This window comes from Desulfovibrio sp. (genome assembly GCF_034006445.1).
In the GTDB taxonomy this organism is placed as follows: domain Bacteria; phylum Desulfobacterota; class Desulfovibrionia; order Desulfovibrionales; family Desulfovibrionaceae; genus Desulfovibrio.
Window position 1 is genome coordinate 17,921 of sequence record NZ_JAVESS010000020.1, and the last position, 16,315, is coordinate 34,235.

General features: G+C 59.9%; 12 protein-coding genes. 2 read left to right on the plus strand and 10 right to left on the minus strand.

Features of this window, described 5'->3' with window-relative positions; translation table 11 throughout:
- Positions 1-48: 48 nt before the first annotated feature.
- The 6 genes from RBR41_RS12410 to RBR41_RS12435 all read right to left on the minus strand — a co-directional run bounded on the left by RBR41_RS12410 (position 49) and on the right by RBR41_RS12435 (position 7,399).
- Positions 49-837: a DJ-1/PfpI family protein gene (locus RBR41_RS12410; RefSeq protein ID WP_320352935.1), complete on the minus strand. Its 789-nt coding sequence runs from the start codon at positions 835-837 to the stop codon at positions 49-51.
- Positions 838-853: 16 nt separating this feature from the next.
- A complete protein-coding gene (locus tag RBR41_RS12415; RefSeq protein WP_320352936.1) occupies positions 854-1,870 on the minus strand; it encodes a GlxA family transcriptional regulator in 1,017 nt (338 codons plus the stop codon).
- Positions 1,871-2,323: 453 nt separating this feature from the next.
- On the minus strand, positions 2,324-3,217 hold the full coding sequence (locus RBR41_RS12420) for a tRNA (adenine-N1)-methyltransferase (protein ID WP_320352937.1): 894 nt from the start codon (positions 3,215-3,217) through the stop codon (positions 2,324-2,326).
- An 89-nt stretch (positions 3,218-3,306) separates the two neighbouring features.
- Positions 3,307-5,745 (minus strand): PBP1A family penicillin-binding protein, encoded by a 2,439-nt coding sequence (locus RBR41_RS12425; RefSeq protein WP_320352939.1) that lies wholly within the window; start codon positions 5,743-5,745, stop codon positions 3,307-3,309.
- A 424-nt stretch (positions 5,746-6,169) separates the two neighbouring features.
- Positions 6,170-6,487, minus strand: a complete 318-nt coding sequence (locus RBR41_RS12430) for a TusE/DsrC/DsvC family sulfur relay protein (RefSeq protein ID WP_012625537.1) — start codon at positions 6,485-6,487, stop codon at positions 6,170-6,172.
- 252 nt (positions 6,488-6,739) lie between these two features.
- Complete coding sequence (locus RBR41_RS12435) at positions 6,740-7,399, minus strand: CBS and ACT domain-containing protein (RefSeq protein ID WP_320352941.1); 660 nt, start codon at positions 7,397-7,399, stop codon at positions 6,740-6,742.
- 147 nt (positions 7,400-7,546) lie between these two features.
- Between RBR41_RS12435 and RBR41_RS12440 the strand changes: the two genes are divergently transcribed.
- Together RBR41_RS12440 and RBR41_RS12445 are read left to right on the plus strand one after the other, a co-directional pair.
- On the plus strand, positions 7,547-8,719 hold the full coding sequence (locus tag RBR41_RS12440; protein WP_320352943.1) for a LarC family nickel insertion protein: 1,173 nt from the start codon (positions 7,547-7,549) through the stop codon (positions 8,717-8,719).
- A gap of 279 nt (positions 8,720-8,998) precedes the next feature.
- A complete protein-coding gene (locus RBR41_RS12445; protein ID WP_320352944.1) occupies positions 8,999-9,571 on the plus strand; it encodes a hypothetical protein in 573 nt (190 codons plus the stop codon).
- A 486-nt stretch (positions 9,572-10,057) separates the two neighbouring features.
- Here the strand turns inward: RBR41_RS12445 and RBR41_RS12450 are convergent, their stop codons facing one another.
- The 4 genes from RBR41_RS12450 to RBR41_RS12465 all read right to left on the minus strand — a co-directional run bounded on the left by RBR41_RS12450 (position 10,058) and on the right by RBR41_RS12465 (position 16,290).
- Entirely contained in the window at positions 10,058-11,320 is a 1,263-nt protein-coding gene (locus RBR41_RS12450) for an MFS transporter (protein WP_320352945.1), read from the minus strand.
- 219 nt (positions 11,321-11,539) lie between these two features.
- Positions 11,540-12,727, minus strand: a complete 1,188-nt coding sequence (locus tag RBR41_RS12455) for a M20 family metallopeptidase (protein WP_320352947.1) — start codon at positions 12,725-12,727, stop codon at positions 11,540-11,542.
- A 139-nt stretch (positions 12,728-12,866) separates the two neighbouring features.
- Complete coding sequence (locus tag RBR41_RS12460; RefSeq protein WP_320352948.1) at positions 12,867-13,112, minus strand: hypothetical protein; 246 nt, start codon at positions 13,110-13,112, stop codon at positions 12,867-12,869.
- 178 nt (positions 13,113-13,290) lie between these two features.
- A complete protein-coding gene (locus RBR41_RS12465) occupies positions 13,291-16,290 on the minus strand; it encodes an AIR synthase-related protein (RefSeq protein WP_320352949.1) in 3,000 nt (999 codons plus the stop codon).
- Positions 16,291-16,315 lie beyond the last annotated feature (25 nt).

Genomic DNA, 16,315 nt, shown 5'->3' on the forward strand with positions numbered 1-16,315 from the left:
CATTGCCTCGAACCCCGCCGCTTGTTTTGGAGTGTCCTGTGGACAGGATTAACGCACCAGCCCGGCCTTGACCGCAAAGGGATCCCAGGACGGATCGCGGTGCGCGTCGTACTCAGTGATCTGCTCCAGCCAGTCGCCCAAAGGCTGACCGTACAGGCGGGATATGACCGCCAGGGTCATATCCATCCCGGCAGAAACGCCGGAAGAGCTGACCACGGCGCCGTCATCTACCCAGCGCGCCTGTTTGACCCAGTTCACCCTGGGGCCGGGCGCCGTAGAATCCTTGAAGGCCATTTTGTTTGTTGTGGCAGGTCTGCCGTCCAGAATGCCCGCTGCGGCCAGAAGCGACGCGCCGTTACACACGGACATGACGATCTTCGTCCTGGTCGCCTGGTCGCGCAGCCAGTCCAGAGTCGCAGTGTCGTTAACCAGGGGCACTGCCCCGACGCCGCCGGGCACCAGCAGGTAGTCCAGTTTGGGCGAATCGGCATAGCTGTAGTCGGCTACGGTCTTCGGTCCCTGATTTGAGGGAATTTCTCCCCGTGTGGCCGCGATGGTCACCAGCTTTACACCTACGCGTTTTTCTTCGCCACCCCAGAAACGGGCCGGGGCGTGCTTGAGGCTGCCCCACATTTCCATCGGGCCGTAGGCGTCCAGCATCTCGAAGCCGGGGAAGATGAGAACCCCGACGGTTATCTGACTGGAAACCTTGCCTGGGTGAACCTCATACATGACCTGCTCCTCTGATTGGGGTGACTGCACGCGCGCCGGAACGGAAAGGGCGGATGCGAGCAACATGAACGCGAGAGCAAGACACTGCAAAGGGAGATATTTCATTTGGCTCTCCTAAGTGTTAACGCCATGCGCCGGAACGGAATCTGTTCCGGTACTGGCCGGGGGTAATGCCGAAGCGGCGCGAAAATGTCAGGCGGAAGTGTTCACCGGACTGGAAACCACACTCCCGGGCGATGGTTTCCAGTGCCTGCGCTGTTTCCTCCAGGCGTTTCACAGCTGCTTCAAGGCGAATATTTTCAATGAAATGGGCCGGAGTCTCGCCTGTTTCGCGTTTGAAGACTCTGGCGAAGTTGCGCGGGCTCATGGCCGCGTGTCTGGCTATGTCCTCGTTGCACAGCGGGTGCTGATAGTTGTCGCGCAGCCACTGGATCGTCGAGGCCAGTGTGCCGCCCTCGTGAATCTGCGCCAGAAGGGTTGTGCTGAACTGCGATTGTCCACCCGGACGCTTGAGGTAGAGCACAAGCACTCTCGCCACGTTCAGCGCCAGATCGCGCCCAAAGTCCTCCTCCAGCAGGGCCAATGCCAGATCAATGCCCGCCGTCACCCCGGCCGAGGTATAGACGGGACCGTCCTTCACATGCAGGGCGTCAGCCTGGACATCAGTATTTGGAGAAAAGGCGCGTAGTTCCTCAAGCATGAGCCAGTGGGTAGTGGCTCGGCGGCCTTCCAGCAGCCCTGCGCGCGCCAAAATGAAGGCTCCTGTGCAAATGGAGCAAACGCGCCGCGCAAGGGGCGCAGCCTCGGCCAGCCAGTCCACCAGCGCCTGCGGAGCCTGCCTGGCCACGGGGCCGCCCGCCACCAGCAAGGTGTCAATGCCGCTGCACTGGCCCAATGCGGCATCAGTCAGCAGACGGACGCCGGAGGCGGCCCGCACCACCGCGTCACTGCTCTCGCCAGCGACCTGGATGCGGTACAACGGTTCCACGCCGCCGGACTGCGCATGCAGAGCGTTGGCTGCGGAAAACACGCTCAAGGGGCCCGTGATATCGAGGACTTCCGCACCGTCATGGACAGCCATGACGACGAGGCGTGGGGCAGTTGAACAACCGTCGGTGGGGCAATGCTCGCTTTTCATGGCCGTACCCTAGGCCAGAGCATGATATGGCACAATGACATTAATAGTGATATTCCGGCCAACATGGCCTGACTGCTTATGGGCTCCAGGTGGAATCACGCTCTGGCGGGGCTGGCCTTAACGTTTTAAAAGGGATTCCCTTCCACGGGCGCATGGCGATGCAGGTAATGCCGCCCCCGTTGACGACGACAAACAAAAAAGCCCGGCGCGTTGTACACGCGCCGGGCTTTTGAGCATTTTGGGCAGGAGATGGAGTGCGGCCAGAGCAGATGCCTTTGAAATGTGGTGATGCCCGGAAGGCTCAGTGTAATGACCCCCCCGCCTGAACCAGAAAACCCTTTGTATTACACTGCAATACCATAAGAGTTTTAGGGGGTGGGGGTGTGGGGGAGGAGACCCTTTTGCAAAAGGGTCCCTCCCCCACAAAGCCTTTCACCATAACAGTGCATTACTTTATTCCTGCACATCATCCTCTGGCGTGGCGTCCTGCGGGGCTTCGCCGTCCAGGCCCAGGCGGGCCAGTCGTGCGGCCTCCTGCTTGCGTTCGCGCGTGCCCAGGGGCTTGCGTGACTCAAAGTCCTGGCTGCGTTGCTGCTGGCGGGCAAAGACCAGAAATCCCGTATGCGCATTCATGCGGTCTTCAGGCCGCAGGCGGTCAGCAATGGGCTTCCAGCGGCGGATGAGAATCTCGCAGACTTCCACATCGGCAAAGGGACCGCGTTCAAGGCCGAGCAAAAGCTTGCTGACCTGATCCACGGTGGGCAGCAGAAAGCCGAAGCTTGCGCCGGGGCGCACGGCCGCCACCGCGTGGTCGAGGTATTCCCAGGGGGTGCGTACGTCCAGAAAGAGGGCGTCCGCGCCGGTGACGGCAAAGCCATCGGCCACGTCGCGGTTGTGAAGCTCCACGTTGTCGCCCACGCCCGCCCATTCAAGGTTTTTGCGGGCCAGAGCCATGAATTCCTCGCGCGCCTCATGGCTGACAACGCGCCCGGTGGGGCCGCAGAACCATGAAAGACCGGTGGTCAGGCCGCCGGAACCACAGCCGGCCTCAATGATGGTGCGGCCGGGGCCAGCGCCAAGACGCAGGCAGATGTAAGCGATATCCTTGGGATAGATAATCTGCGTCTGGCGTTTGAGGGTCTTGAGGCGGTCATAAAGGGTGGCTTCCATTACCTGTATGGGCACCTGCTGATTGGTGTACACCACACTGCCGAAATCGCAGGTGGTCACATCAGAGGCCAACAGGGTGCCGTCGTTGCTGTGCCAGTTCTGGTCTTCGACCAGGCGTTTGGTGTAGCGGCGGCCCTTGGGCGTCACGTAAACAACAAGAGAACCATAGGGAATCATGCATTTCCTTTGTGTTGCGGCGTTGGCGCGCCGTAGCGTGAGAAGGGGCCGGTTGTCCGGCCCCTGGTGTTAAAAATCAGGCCAAAAAATCAGAACATCTGGCGCATGAGGTCTTCGCCGCCCTGCGAGGTGTCCACCACGCTGTCGTCCCCGGTGGAGGGGGCCGTGGCCGAAGCGCCCTCAATGGGCATGTCGGAGCGGAAGGCGAGACCGTCCCTCATGACAATGCCCTCCGGCATGACGAAGTCGTCGGCAGGGTAGCGGTTTTCCACTTCCACGCGATAGGTGCGGAAGATGGGTGCGGCGGTGCGCCCGCCCTGTTCAAGGCGGCCCAGGCTCTGCAACTGGTCGTAGCCCACGTAGATGCCCGTGACCAGATGGGGAGAAAAGCCCACAAACCAGGCATCGTGCTCTTCGTTGGTGGTGCCGGTTTTTCCGGCGATATTGTATCCCGGAATCTTGGCGCGGCTGCCTGTGCCCGAGTTGACCACCTGTTTGAGCAGGGTGGCCATCATGAAGGCGTTTTGCGGGCTGAGGGCCTGCCATTGCTCCACATCCTGCCGGTAGAGCACGCGGCCCTTGGGATCGGTGATGGAGGTGATGATGCGCGGGCGCACGCCCAGGCCCTTGTTGGCAAAGGCCGCGTATGCCTGGGTGAGATTGAGGGGCGAAACCGCCACAGCGCCCAGGCTGACCGAAAGTTCCTGCGGGAAGTGGGGTTCAAGCCCCAGCGCCTTGGCCCGCTGGATGACGTTGGCAATGCCCACCTGCTGGGCTATGCGCACGGTGCACGTATTGCGCGACAGCGCGAGGGCGGTATGCAGGGGCAGTTCGCCCTTGTAGTTCTTTTCGTAGTTGGAGGGCCGCCATACCTCGTTGGTATAGGGGTTCACATACACAAAGGGCGCGTCCAGCACTGTTGAGAGCGCGGTGAAGCCCATGTCCAGCGCCGTGGAATAGACCACGGGCTTGAAGCTGGAACCGGGCTGGCGGCGGGCCTGGGTTGCGCGGTTGAAGTGGCTGTCGCCGAACTGGTAGCCGCCGATGAGGGCCACCACGTCGCCGTTTTCAGCTTCCACCGAGGCAATGGCGCCCTGCACCGCTGGTTCCTGCTGCAGGAGCAGGGGAATGGGCGCGCCTTTTTTGGCAGTGCCTGGGTCAAAGGGCTGGGTTTTCTTTTCTTTGCGGCCCTTGGCCCCTGTTTCCACAATGCTGGTTTCAGCGGCGGACACCCAGATGAGGTCGCCAGGGCTGAGCACCTGCTTGGCATCCTTGACGGCAGGAGCATAGATGCCCGCCACCTTGGGATTGGGTTTACGCGCCCAGGACATGTCGGCCACGGGGATGACGCCCGTATACCCCTGCCCCAGGTTCACGCGTGCTTCCTTGGCCTCCACCTGGGTCACGACGGCCTTGACCCAGCTGTCGCCAGCGAGATCCATGGGGCTGAAGCTCTTCTGGGCAAGAAAGCTCTTCTGCTTTTCCGCATCCAGCTTTTCCAGGGGGCCACGCCAGCCCTGGCGCTTGTCCAGTTCTTCCAGACCCTGGCGCAGGGCGGCTCCGGCCGCGTACTGGTGGGCAGGCTCCATGGCGGTATGCACGGTGAGTCCGGCTTCGTACACGTAGTCCGCGCCAGCTTTGTCGGTTTCTACGCCAAGGGCCTTGAGGTTCTGTTCCGTAAAAAATTCTATGAGCAGGCGGCGGGCTTCCTCAAGGTACCACTGGGCCGCGCCGCCCATGCCTTCGGGCATGCTCCAGTAGACCAGGGGTTCGGCAACGGCTTTTTCGTATTCTTCGTTGGTGATCCATTTGAGGTCGCGCAAGCGGCCAAGCACGTACATTTGCCGGCCTTTGGCCTCTTCTGGCCTGCGGAAGGGGTTGTATGTGCTGGGAGCCTTGGGCAGTCCGGCGATAACGGCGCTCTCCGCCAGGGTGATGTCCGAGGCGTGTTTGCCAAAGTAGGTGCGCGCGGCGGCCTCCACGCCATAGGCGTGTTCGCCGAGATATATCTGGTTGAGATAGATGGTGAGGATCTGGTCCTTGGTGTAGGTTTTTTCCAGATCATAGGCCAGAATGGCCTCTTTCATCTTGCGGGTATAGCTGCGCTCGGAGGTCAGCAGGAGCTGCTTGATAAGCTGCTGGGTGATGGTGCTGCCGCCCTCGCCCTGGCGTCCCTTGCGAAAATTGTTGATGGCCGCGCGCAGAATGGCCGTGGGGTCCACGCCCATGTGTCGGTAGAAGGCATCGTCTTCTGCGGCCAGAAAGGCCATGGGCAGATACCGCGATATCTCTTTGAGGCCGATGACATAGCGTTTTTCATGAAAAAGCGTGCCCAGGGTCGAGCCGTCACGGGCCAGAACAACCGTGGCCTGAGGCTGCTTGTACTCTGCTATGCGGTTAATGTCCGGAAGGTCGCGCGAGGCCCAGTAAAAGAGCATGACCACGCCGCTTCCGCCAAGGAGGCCGCAAATAAGTATAATGCCAATCAGCCAGAGAGTGATTTTTTTCCATGACAGACGAATTTTCATGGCAGGGCGATACCGTTTTTTTGCTTCGGCGTAAAGAGTGCGTCCAAAGCCCGGGCGCTGCGGGCTGCGAAGGGTGTGGACGGGGGGTGTACGCCTGAAATGGTGGATAAGGTGGCTTTTTACAAACAAACAATTGCATGTTGCAAATATGTTGGATTGTAAAGCGTGTTTTTTTGAAGCTGCGCCGGTGGGCCATCTGGATCTCGCCGACGGGCGGGGCAGTTGCCTGCGGGCCGCGAGCGGTGTGCCCGTGCGTTTGCAGGCCGTAACGGGCAGAGGGCAGTGAGCGTGGCAAACCCTTTGGTAAAATATACTCTCAGCTATCAATTTTCAACTTTCAATTTTCAACAAAAGGGGGCCGCGCTGGAAAATAAAAAGCGGAAGGTTTCCCTTCCGCTTTTTTTCCGAAATGTAAAGGCTCGGACTACACGCAGCCGGTGGGCTTGGGCAGGCCGGCCATTTTGCATGCGCCTTTGCCGGGGCCAGAGGGGAACAGTTCGTAAACTTCCTTCAGCTTGTACCCGGTGTTCTTGGACAGAATGCGGACCATGGGGGCGATGCCGTTCTTCTTGTAGTAGTCCTGCAGGAAGTCAAGAATCTTCTGGTGGTCGGCGGTGATTTCAGAGATGCCTTCGGATTCTTTTACATAATCCATCCATTCGGGGCACCAGTCGTCAAAACGCAGAAGGAAACCGTCTTCGTCAACTTCAAAGCTTTTACCTTTATAGGTGATCTCAGCCATGCGTGTGTCCTCCTTGGACAGATAGTACTCAACCTCGCCGGAGCAAGATACTCCAGGCGCAGCCAACCGGGGTTACCCGGCCGAATTCCTCCGATGGGGCGCGAAAGCGTAATGCAATCACAACGAATGCCTTTATGCCATAAAAAAATTTTGATGGCAAGCCCTGGCTCGTTTTTTTGGCCTGCCCAACCGATCTAGTCAAATTTTTTTCTTAGTCATCTCAATGTGATAATTGAATCCCGATCTCATGACTCAACCATCTTGACGGATGCAATACAGCACTCGCCCAAGCTTTGCAACTTCTTCCATAAGGTTGTCTTCAGCGGTTTTATCGCCAAGATCACGCACTCGTATGAAAAGGTGACGATTGCCATCGTCATTGCTCACGGTAAGTACCGACAGCAGGCGCGCGTTGTGGGTGCGCAGCGCGTCAAAGACGGGGCGCGCCGTGCCCGGCTGGTCGGGCAGTTCGATGGCGAACTGAAGGCCGCCAAGGCGTGCGCCGGTGATGTCCACCAGAGCCTTGAAAACATCGTGGTCAGAAATGATGCCTACCAGCGTTCCGTTTTCTTCCACCACCGGCAGCCCGCCGACCTTGTGGTCAAGCATGAGCAGGGCGGCCTGCTCCACCGTGTCGGAAGGTTTGACGGTAAGGGGGTTAGGAGTCATAATGTTTTTGGCTTTCAGCTCGGCCAACAGGTAGTGCATTTCATACATGTCGAGCGTGGTGGCCTTGGAGGGGGAGGCGTCACGCACGTCACGGTCGGAGATAATGCCAACGACACGTCCCGCATCGTCAAGGACGGGCAAACGGCGGACGTGATGATCCTTCATAAGTTTGCCGACCTTGAGCAGGGACGTCTCCGGGGTGACGCTGACAACATCGGTGGTCATCCAGTTCTGAACAGGCATGCTACCCTCCGGCTTTTCGATGCGGTTTGATGGTTCTGCGGCCGCCGTGTACAGCGGCCTTTTTCTGTTTATACAACAACAAACGGATGCTGCACAAGTGCGCGCCAGGGTATTTCCGGCGTGCCTGGCGGCGTATATCAGGTGCGTATGGAAGTATATCTGGATTGCGGCGGCGGCATCAGCGGCGACATGACCCTGGCGGCCCTGGCCCACCTTGGCGTGGACTTTGCCCCTCTCACGGCGGCTCTGGAAAAAGCGGGCGTGGCCTGTGAGCTTGAGGTGCGCGAAGAAGTCAGGGCGGCTGGCCCCGGCCGTTGCGTTGACGTGCGTTGGCGGCATGAAGGGCAGCCCTTGCGCCACCCTGCGGACATTGCCGCCATCTTCAATGCCGTGGATCTGCCCGCCGCTGTGCGCCAGCGCGCCCTGTCCGTGCTGGATGCCCTGACCCTGGCCGAGGCTCACGCCCATCAGATAGCTCCTGAAAAGGTGCATTTTCATGAAGTGGGGGCAGTGGACACCCTGGTGGACATCCTTGGCGTGTGCTATGGCCTTGCGCAATTGGGGGCGCGCAGGATCACGGCTTCGTCCCTGCCCTGGTTTTCGGGCAGCATTGACTGCGCACACGGGCGTATTCCCCTGCCTGCGCCCGCCACGGCCTGGCTTTTGCGCGACAAGCCCGTGTACGCCACCGATGCGCGCGAAGAACTGATCACCCCCACCGGGGCGGCTTTGCTGCATGCACTCACGGACGAATTTACCGGAGCCCCCAGCGGCACCCTCAGGGCCATGGGTACGGGCTATGGCTCACGTCCGGCTGCGTCGGGCCTGCGGGTCTGGCTGCTGGATGCGGCCCCCCAGGCAGACCATAGCCTTGGCGGGCGCGAACTGGTCAGCCAGCTTGAGACTCATATCGATCACCTCACCGGTGAAGAGCTTGGTCAGGCCCTCACGGTTCTGGCCGACATGCCCGAGGTGCTGGATGTCCTGTGGTTGCCGGGAACGGGCAAGAAAAACCGTCCTTCGGGTCTGCTGCGCGTGCTGTGCCTTGTGGGAGACGAAGACGCCGCAAGCCGTGCCGTGGTGCGGCACACCCATACCCTGGGGCTGCGCTGCCAGCGTATGGAGCGTCTGGTGCTGCCGCGCAGGGCTGCAACGGCCAGAGTGGCGGGGCGGGATATGCCCGCCAAGCTGTATGAAGTAGAGGGGCGCGGGTATGTGCGTCCCGAAGCCGACGCCCTGGGGCGGGCCGCGCATGAGGATGGCCTTGGGACTCCCGCGTTGCGTCTGGCCGTTGACCCTGAAAAAAGCTCGAAATTTTAAAAATTATTAAGGAAGCGCTGATTTGTTCCGCTTGGCTGATTTGCTTCACTTTTTTTGAGGCAGTCGAGGACGGAAGAGTCCACTCCTGCTTCAAAAAAGATCGCGCCTTGCCAAAGGAAATACCAGCGCGTTTTCAGGAGGCTCTTCAATCCGTGTTTCATTAAAAAAAGTGTAATAGTTTCAATCTGAAGACGGGTAATTTGCAAAGACCTCTTGCGTCCGGGAACGCATAGGCATATGGAAACTCAGGGCTGTGTGCCCTTCAAGGAGGATACCAATATGACCATGCAAAATCTCTGGCGGCCTTTGGGGTTGTGCACCCTTGCCGCGGCTCTGTGGATCGGGGCTCCGGTTCAGGCAAACGCGGACGTTTCCGGTGCTACGCCGGGCGTCATGCTTGTGGCTCGCAATGACCAGCAGTACAACGGCGACCAGGGCATGAACGCCCCCGCCCCGCACAAAAAAGACGCCAGGGGCCTCAAGGGCGCCAAGGCTCCCAAGGGCCCCAAGGCCGGGCACAACGTCAAGCCCGCGCCCCATAAAGACCCCAAGGGCGGCGCTTATGGCCAGCATCCCGGCCCAAAGAACGGCAAAGCCCCCCAGGCAGGTCGCCCCGGCGACAACAAGGGGCCGCGCAACGACAAGATGGGTCGTCCCAACGACAGGAATCCCAACGGCGACAGGATGGCTCGTCCCAACGACAGGAATCCCAACGGCGACAGGATGGCTCGCCCCAACGACAGGAATCCCAATGGCGACAGGATGGGTCGTCCCAACGACAACCGCCCCGGCAAACGTCCTGAAGCTCCGCGCCGCGCTCCGCAGCGTGTAGAAGGCGACGTTAACAACTAGAGCGTTTCAAGTGAGATTGTTCGGCGGTTGCGTAAGCAGACGTCCACTGTCGTAGTGCAGGCGCGATTTTTTCGTGCTTGAGCAGCCAATGGGGGCGTGCCGTAAACTTTGAGAATGTATTTTCGCAAAGGTACAGGGCCCTGACGACTGACGCATTTTCCGCCAGCCGCATGCGGCTCACAGGCAATCTCTTCGCGGCTGCACACCCTGGAGACCCCCCCGTAAACGCATGGTTTGGCAGCAATAATTAAAGCCCCGCAAGCTACAAAGCCTGCGGGGCTTTTTTTGTGTGTCGCGCTGTGGTCAGCGATGCTGCCGCCAGAGCAGTTTCACTTTTAAAATTTCCTTAGATGTAATGTCCCTGCAGGTTGTTCATCCTCTCCCTCAGGAATACTGCATCTAAACCACGATAAGAGTTTTAGGGGGTGGGGGTGTGGGGGAGGAGACCCTTTTGCAAAAGGGTCCCTCCCCCACAAAGCACGCAAGTTAAGCGGCGGCAGCGGCTTTGACGTTGCTGCGGTGGAAGAAGAGGGCGATTATGGCTGCCATGATGTTGGAGCAGCACAAAAAGCCAAAGGCCACATTATAGTTCTGCACGCCGTCACTGGCGGTGGTAATGAGCAGGCCCACGACAATGGGGGCCAGAAAGCCCGCGAGCTGCCCGGCGGTATTGACGATGCCCATGGCGCGTCCCGCGATTTCCTTGGGCACTTCCATCATGGGCAGGCTGAAGACCGACGCCACGCAGCAGAAGCAGAAGTACCCGGCGATGACGTTGAAGATCATCAGGCTGGTCACGCTTTCAGCCGTGAACATGAGATAGAGGAAAAGCGCCATGCACAGCTGGGTGACAATGACATAATGGAAGCGGTATTTTTTCAGTGCGCCGTCCATGAGGTAGCCGGAAACAATGGCGCCGATGAAGCCCGCAAAAAAGGGCAGCGACGCGGCAATGCCCATCTGCCCCATGGCCAGGCCACGGCTTTTGACAAGATAGGTCGGCAGCCAGGACATGTAGCCCCAGGCCACGGTATTGCTGAAGAAAAGCAGAAGAAACGACTTCCAGACCACGGGCGTGCTCAGTACCTGCATAAAGGTCAGGCGTTTTTGCTCCACGCCCTGCGCGGAGGAATCTTCTTCCAGTTCCCGGAGTTCCTCCTCGCTGACGCCTTTCTTTTCCTTGGGATTGTCATAGAGGGTGAACCAGACCCAGATGCAGAGCAAAAAGCCCGGGATGCTCAGATAGTGGAACACGGCCCGCCAGCCCCAGTATGACATGATGGCCACCACAAAAAGAGGGGCCAGGGCGGGTCCCAGCGAGTTGGTGCTCATCATGATGGAGTTGGCGCGTCCGCGCTCCGAGGCGGGCGTCCAGACTGCCAGGGATTTCCACGTGGCGGCGGGGCCGATGCCTTCACCAATGCCGAAACAGATGCGGATGATCACAAGGCCGATCAGGCTGCTGGCGTAACCAGTGAACAGGGTAAAGATGGACCACCATGCAATGGCGAACACCAGAACTTTGCGCGCTCCGAAGCGGTCGCTCAGAATGCCCCCGGGGATCTGGCAGAGGGCGTAACCGGCAAAAAAAGCGCTCATGACCACGCCCATTTCACCAGCGGAAAGATTAAAGTCGTCCGCAATGTACGGTATGGCCGTCGACATGACCATGCGGTCAAGGTAGGAAACCAGCCAGACCACAAAAACCACGGCCAGCGATGTATGCCTGTGCTTCCAAGTAAATCCCATAAGGCGTCTCCTTCTGTTTGTTACGGAAGCGCTGATTAAAGAGCCTCCTGGAAACGCGCAGGTATTTCCTTTGGCAAGGCGCGATTTTTTTGAAGCAGGAGTGGACTCTTCCGTCCTCGACTGTTTCAAAAAAGGTGAAGCAAGTCCGCCAAACGAAATAAATCAGCGTTTCCTTATCTGTCAGCCGGGGCACACGCGCGCGACCCGGCTGCAAGGTTATTATCCAGCGTCCTTGGCCAGCCAGTCCAGGGCTACTTGCGCGTAGAGCGCCGCGCCGTATACCAGGCTTTCGTTGTCCACGTTGAACGCAGGGTTGTGCCAGGAGAACTTGATGCCCTTATCGGGATTGCCGCTGCCAAACCATGAGAAAATGCCCGGTGTTTCGGCCATGTAGCAGGCAAAATCCTCGCCTCCCATGCTGGGCGTGCACGGCAGGATATTTTCTTCGCCATACACTTCTTTCATGGGGCCCTGACGCATCCATTCCGTAAGTTCCGGCGGGTTGTTCACATTGGGGACGAGCTTGTTGTATTCAAAATCGGCCGTAACCCGGTATGCGGCGGCCGTATTGTCGATGATGCGGCGCAGCCGGTCTTCAAGCTCGTTGAAAAGTTCAAGGTCAAAGCAGCGTACCGTACCCTGCATGGTGACGGTATCGGGAATGACATTGGCCACCGTGCCGCCGTGTATGCTGCCGATGGTGACGACCACGGCGTCGGTGGGGCGCATTTCGCGGCTGACGATGCTTTGCAGTGATGCAATGATGGCCGCAGCGGCCACAACGGGGTCATGGGCCAGGTGCGGCACTGCTCCGTGGCCGCCCTTGCCGTGTACTGTGATGGAAATGAAGGCCGAACAGGCCATGATGGAACCGGAGGAGATCAGACCTTTGCCGGCCGGATATTCGCAGTTATTGTGCTGGCCGAAAATGAAATCCACATGGGGATTTTCAAGCACGCCCTTTTTGACCATGAGAGCGCCGCCCGAGAAGATTTCTTCCGCAGGTTGAAAGATGAATTTTACCGTGCCCTTGAGGTCGTTTTTATGTTCGGCCAGAAGGCGGGCCGCGCCCAGCAGGGCGGCCATATGGCTGTCGTGCCCGCATGCGTGCATGACGCCCTGATTTTCCGAAGTGAAGGGGACGCCGCTTTTTTCCTCAATAGGCAGGGCGTCAATGTCGGCCCGCAGGGCCACGCACTTGCCGGGGCGGGGGCCGTGCAGCAGGCCCACAACGCCTGTTTCGCCGCCCCAGTCCACAATTTCTATGCCCATGGCGGCAAGTTCTTTTGTCAGATACTCGGTCGTCCAGAATTCCTTGAAGCTCAATTCGGGGTGCCGATGCAGAGTTTCACGCCACGTCGCCAGTTGGGATCTGATGTTTTCCGCTTTTTTGCGCATATGGTACATGATTTTCTCCTTTGCTGGAGACATTCCACCCTCGGGCAGGGGGGGACTGCCGACAGCTTGATCACGTAGTGGATGCTATGACACGCTGGAACCATATACCCAGCTCATAGCGATGGCAATTGCTAATGAAATGATTTTGTTAGATTAAATCCCAGAAAGTTTTTTGAAGGTAAGGGAGATGAAGGGCTGGAAGGCCTGCTTGCAAAGGCCGTGGGTTCCAGGGCAATTTCATTGTGATGGAAGCTGCGCTGATGATTGGTGAGCGGGCGCTCGCCTGGAAGGGTAAGCGCAGTGTGTCTGCGCGCACCTGAGCGGCGCTGCGAAATCGTTGAGGACGAATACCCTCAACAGCGCTCCAGAGCATTTTCGCATTGAGAATATCCATTCTCAATGCTTTCAAGACGACTGCTTCGGCGCGTAACAGCGCAAATAAATAGCGCTTACGCCTCTGCGGCGGGCGGCAGCGTGAGCAGACGCCAGATCAATTTCAAAGTGAAATTGATCTAAAAAAGTGCCGCTGCTGTAACCAGCGGCACTTTCACAATAGCGCAATTGGAATCGTATTACCAGTCCAGCGTGACCTTGAAGGCGCGGGCCAGGTCTTCCACGTCTTCGTTGGCAATGACGCTGTCGCCGGACTTGATGGTCAGGCGGCTGTCGGCGGTGACCACGCCCACCCGTGAGCAGAGTTGCCACTGCCCAAAGGCGTCAAAGATCATGGCCAGTTCGGGCTTGACGCTCACAAGCAGGCGGCTGGCGCTTTCGCTGTACAGCAGTTCTGTCTTGTTCATGCACTGCAGGGCGTGTACGGCGTCCAGGTTGAGTTCCGCGCCCAGGCGGCCGCCGATGCACATTTCAGCCAGGGCCACGGCCAGGCCGCCGTCAGAGCAGTCGTGGCAGGCAGAGATGGCCCGCTGGCCCATGAGGGCGGAAACCGCGCGGTAGCGCGCCATGGCGGAGGCGGCGTCCACATGGGGCACATGGCCGCCCTTGAGGCCCAGTTCGTCAGCGGCCTCGCTGCCCGCCATTTCGTTCCAGGTGCCGCCCAGCAGGTAGATGTAGTCGCCGGCTTTCTTGAAGTCCGACGTCTGGGTGGCCGTGACGTTGCGGATGACGCCAAGCACGGAGAACAATACCGTGGGCGGGATGGAAATGCGCTCGCCGCCGCCGGTGTAGTCGTTCTTCATGGAGTCCTTGCCGGAAATGCAGGGCACGCCGAAGGCAAGGCTGAACTGGCGCAGGGCGCGGCAGGCGCGCACAAGCTGTGCCAGTTTGTAGCGTCCGTCAGGATTGGAGGGGCTGACCACTGGGTCGCACCAGCAGAAGTTGTCCACCCCGGCCAGGGCGTCGGGGTCCGCGCCCACGGCCACGGCATTGCGTATGGCCTCGTCCATGGCGTTGGCCATCATCCAGTAGGTGTCGTAATCACTGAACTTGGGGCAGATGCCGTGGGAGATCACAAGCCCGGCGTCGGATTCCAGCAGGGGGCGCAGCACGCCCGCGTCAGCCGGGCCGTCGCGCTTGACGCCCACCAGCGGCTTGATAACGCTGCCGCCGCGCACTTCGTGGTCGTACTGGCGGATGATGTATTCCTTGGAGCAGATGTTGAGGCGGCTCAGCATGCGCTTGAGAAAAGCGCCCTGATCCGCGTCGGCCACATCCACGCTGATTTCCTTGATTTCAGGAGTCTTCCACTCGGCTTCCAGCTCAAGCTGCGGCACGCCTTCGTGCATGAACTGCATGGGCATGGAGGCCACGATGCGGTCATTGTAGCGCACCTCGAAGTAGCCGGATTCGGTGAACGTGCCAAGGGCCGTGGCTTCCACGTCCATGCGGGCGGCCAGTTCCATGAATTCGTCCAGCTTTTCGGGCGGCACGGCCAGGGTCATGCGTTCCTGCGCTTCGGAGAGCAGGATTTCCCAGGGGCGCAGTCCGTCGTACTTGAGGGGGGCCTTGGCTATGTCCAGCACGCAGCCGCCCGTGTCTTCGGCCATTTCGCCCACGGAAGAGGACAGACCGCCAGCGCCGTTGTCGGTAATGGCGTGGTAGAGGCCAAGGTCGCGGGCGCGCATGATGAAGTCGTACATCTTGCGCTGGGTGATGGGGTCGCCGATCTGCACGGCAGTGGCAGGGGAGCCTTCGTGCAGCTCTTCGGAAGAGAAGGTGGCCCCGTGGATGCCGTCCTTGCCGATGCGTCCGCCGGTCATGACGATGAAGTCGCCGGTTTCGGCCTTCTTGAACCAGCCGGGGCGGCCGTGTATTTCGGCAGGAATCACGCCGACAGTGCCGCAGTAGACCAGCGGCTTGCCAAGATAGCGTTCGTCAAAGACCAGGGAGCCGTTGACCGTGGGAATGCCGGACTTGTTGCCGCCGTGCTCCACGCCTTCGCGCACGCCTTCCAGCACGCGGCGGGGGTGCAGCAGGCGCGGGGGCAGGGCCTTGTCGTGGAAGGGCGAGGCAAAGCAGAACACGTCCGTATTGCAGACAAGTTCCGCGCCCATGCCCGTGCCCATGGGGTCGCGGTTGACGCCCACAATGCCCGTGAGCGCGCCGCCGTAGGGGTCAAGGGCCGAAGGGCTGTTGTGCGTCTCCACCTTGATGCAGGCGTCGTAGCCGTTGATAAAGGCGATGACGCCCGCATTGTCCTTGAACACGGACTTGCAGTAGTCATTTTCGCCCATGCGCTCGCGCAAAATGGCCGTGGCGTCGCGGATGCAGGTTTTGTACAGGTTGTCCACCACTTCGTGGCGGTTCGTGTCCGCATCGGTGTAATTGATGCGCGAGGCGAAAATCTTGTGTTTGCAGTGCTCGGACCAGGTCTGGGCCAGCACTTCCATTTCCACGTCAGTGGGGTCGCCGGGCAGGCCCAGGGCCTTGCGGCGCTCCACTTCGTCGGGGGCGGTGAACTGCTCGCGGATGCTGTGCATTTCCTTGAGGTTCAGCGCCCAGGTATTGGCGCGGCTGGCCTGGGTGAGGTCGTCGTCGCTCATGCCGGACAGGGTGATGGTGTCCACCGTGTCATTGGCCTCGCCGGTGACCTGCGCGGCCTGCGCATCAAAGCCGGGGCTGGCCTGCCATTCTTCACGGCTCTTGATGCGGTAGCGCTGGATGAGCGTGTTGCAGAGCAGGTCGCGGGCCAGCATGTCCACCTGTTCGCGGGTCAGGGGAGCGGCGGGATCATTGACGATGCGGTGCTGCACGGCGGTGTAGACGCGCAGGCTGTCACGCGGGATGTCCAGCACCATGGCGGCGGTGTCGCGCGCGGTGCGGGCCTCGTTGTCCGTCACGCCGGGGCGAAAGCCCACTTCCACATACCAGTCCGGTTCGGGCTGGCCAGCGGGCAGAGGCTCGAGAGAAGCGGCCTGCAGGATGGGGTCATGCCAGATGCCTTCGTCCAGCAGACGCCTGACCTGGGCCTCGCTGAGGCCCTCGGCCGTAAAGACCTTGATCTGACGCACGGAACCCGTGGAAAGGTTAAGGGCTTTGAGCAGGTGCTGGGCCGTCTTGCGACCCTGAGTATCGTCCAGTCCGGCGTGCAGGCCGGTTTCCACCCGGTAGAGCATTGGTGCTTCCTCGTGAGGTTACAGC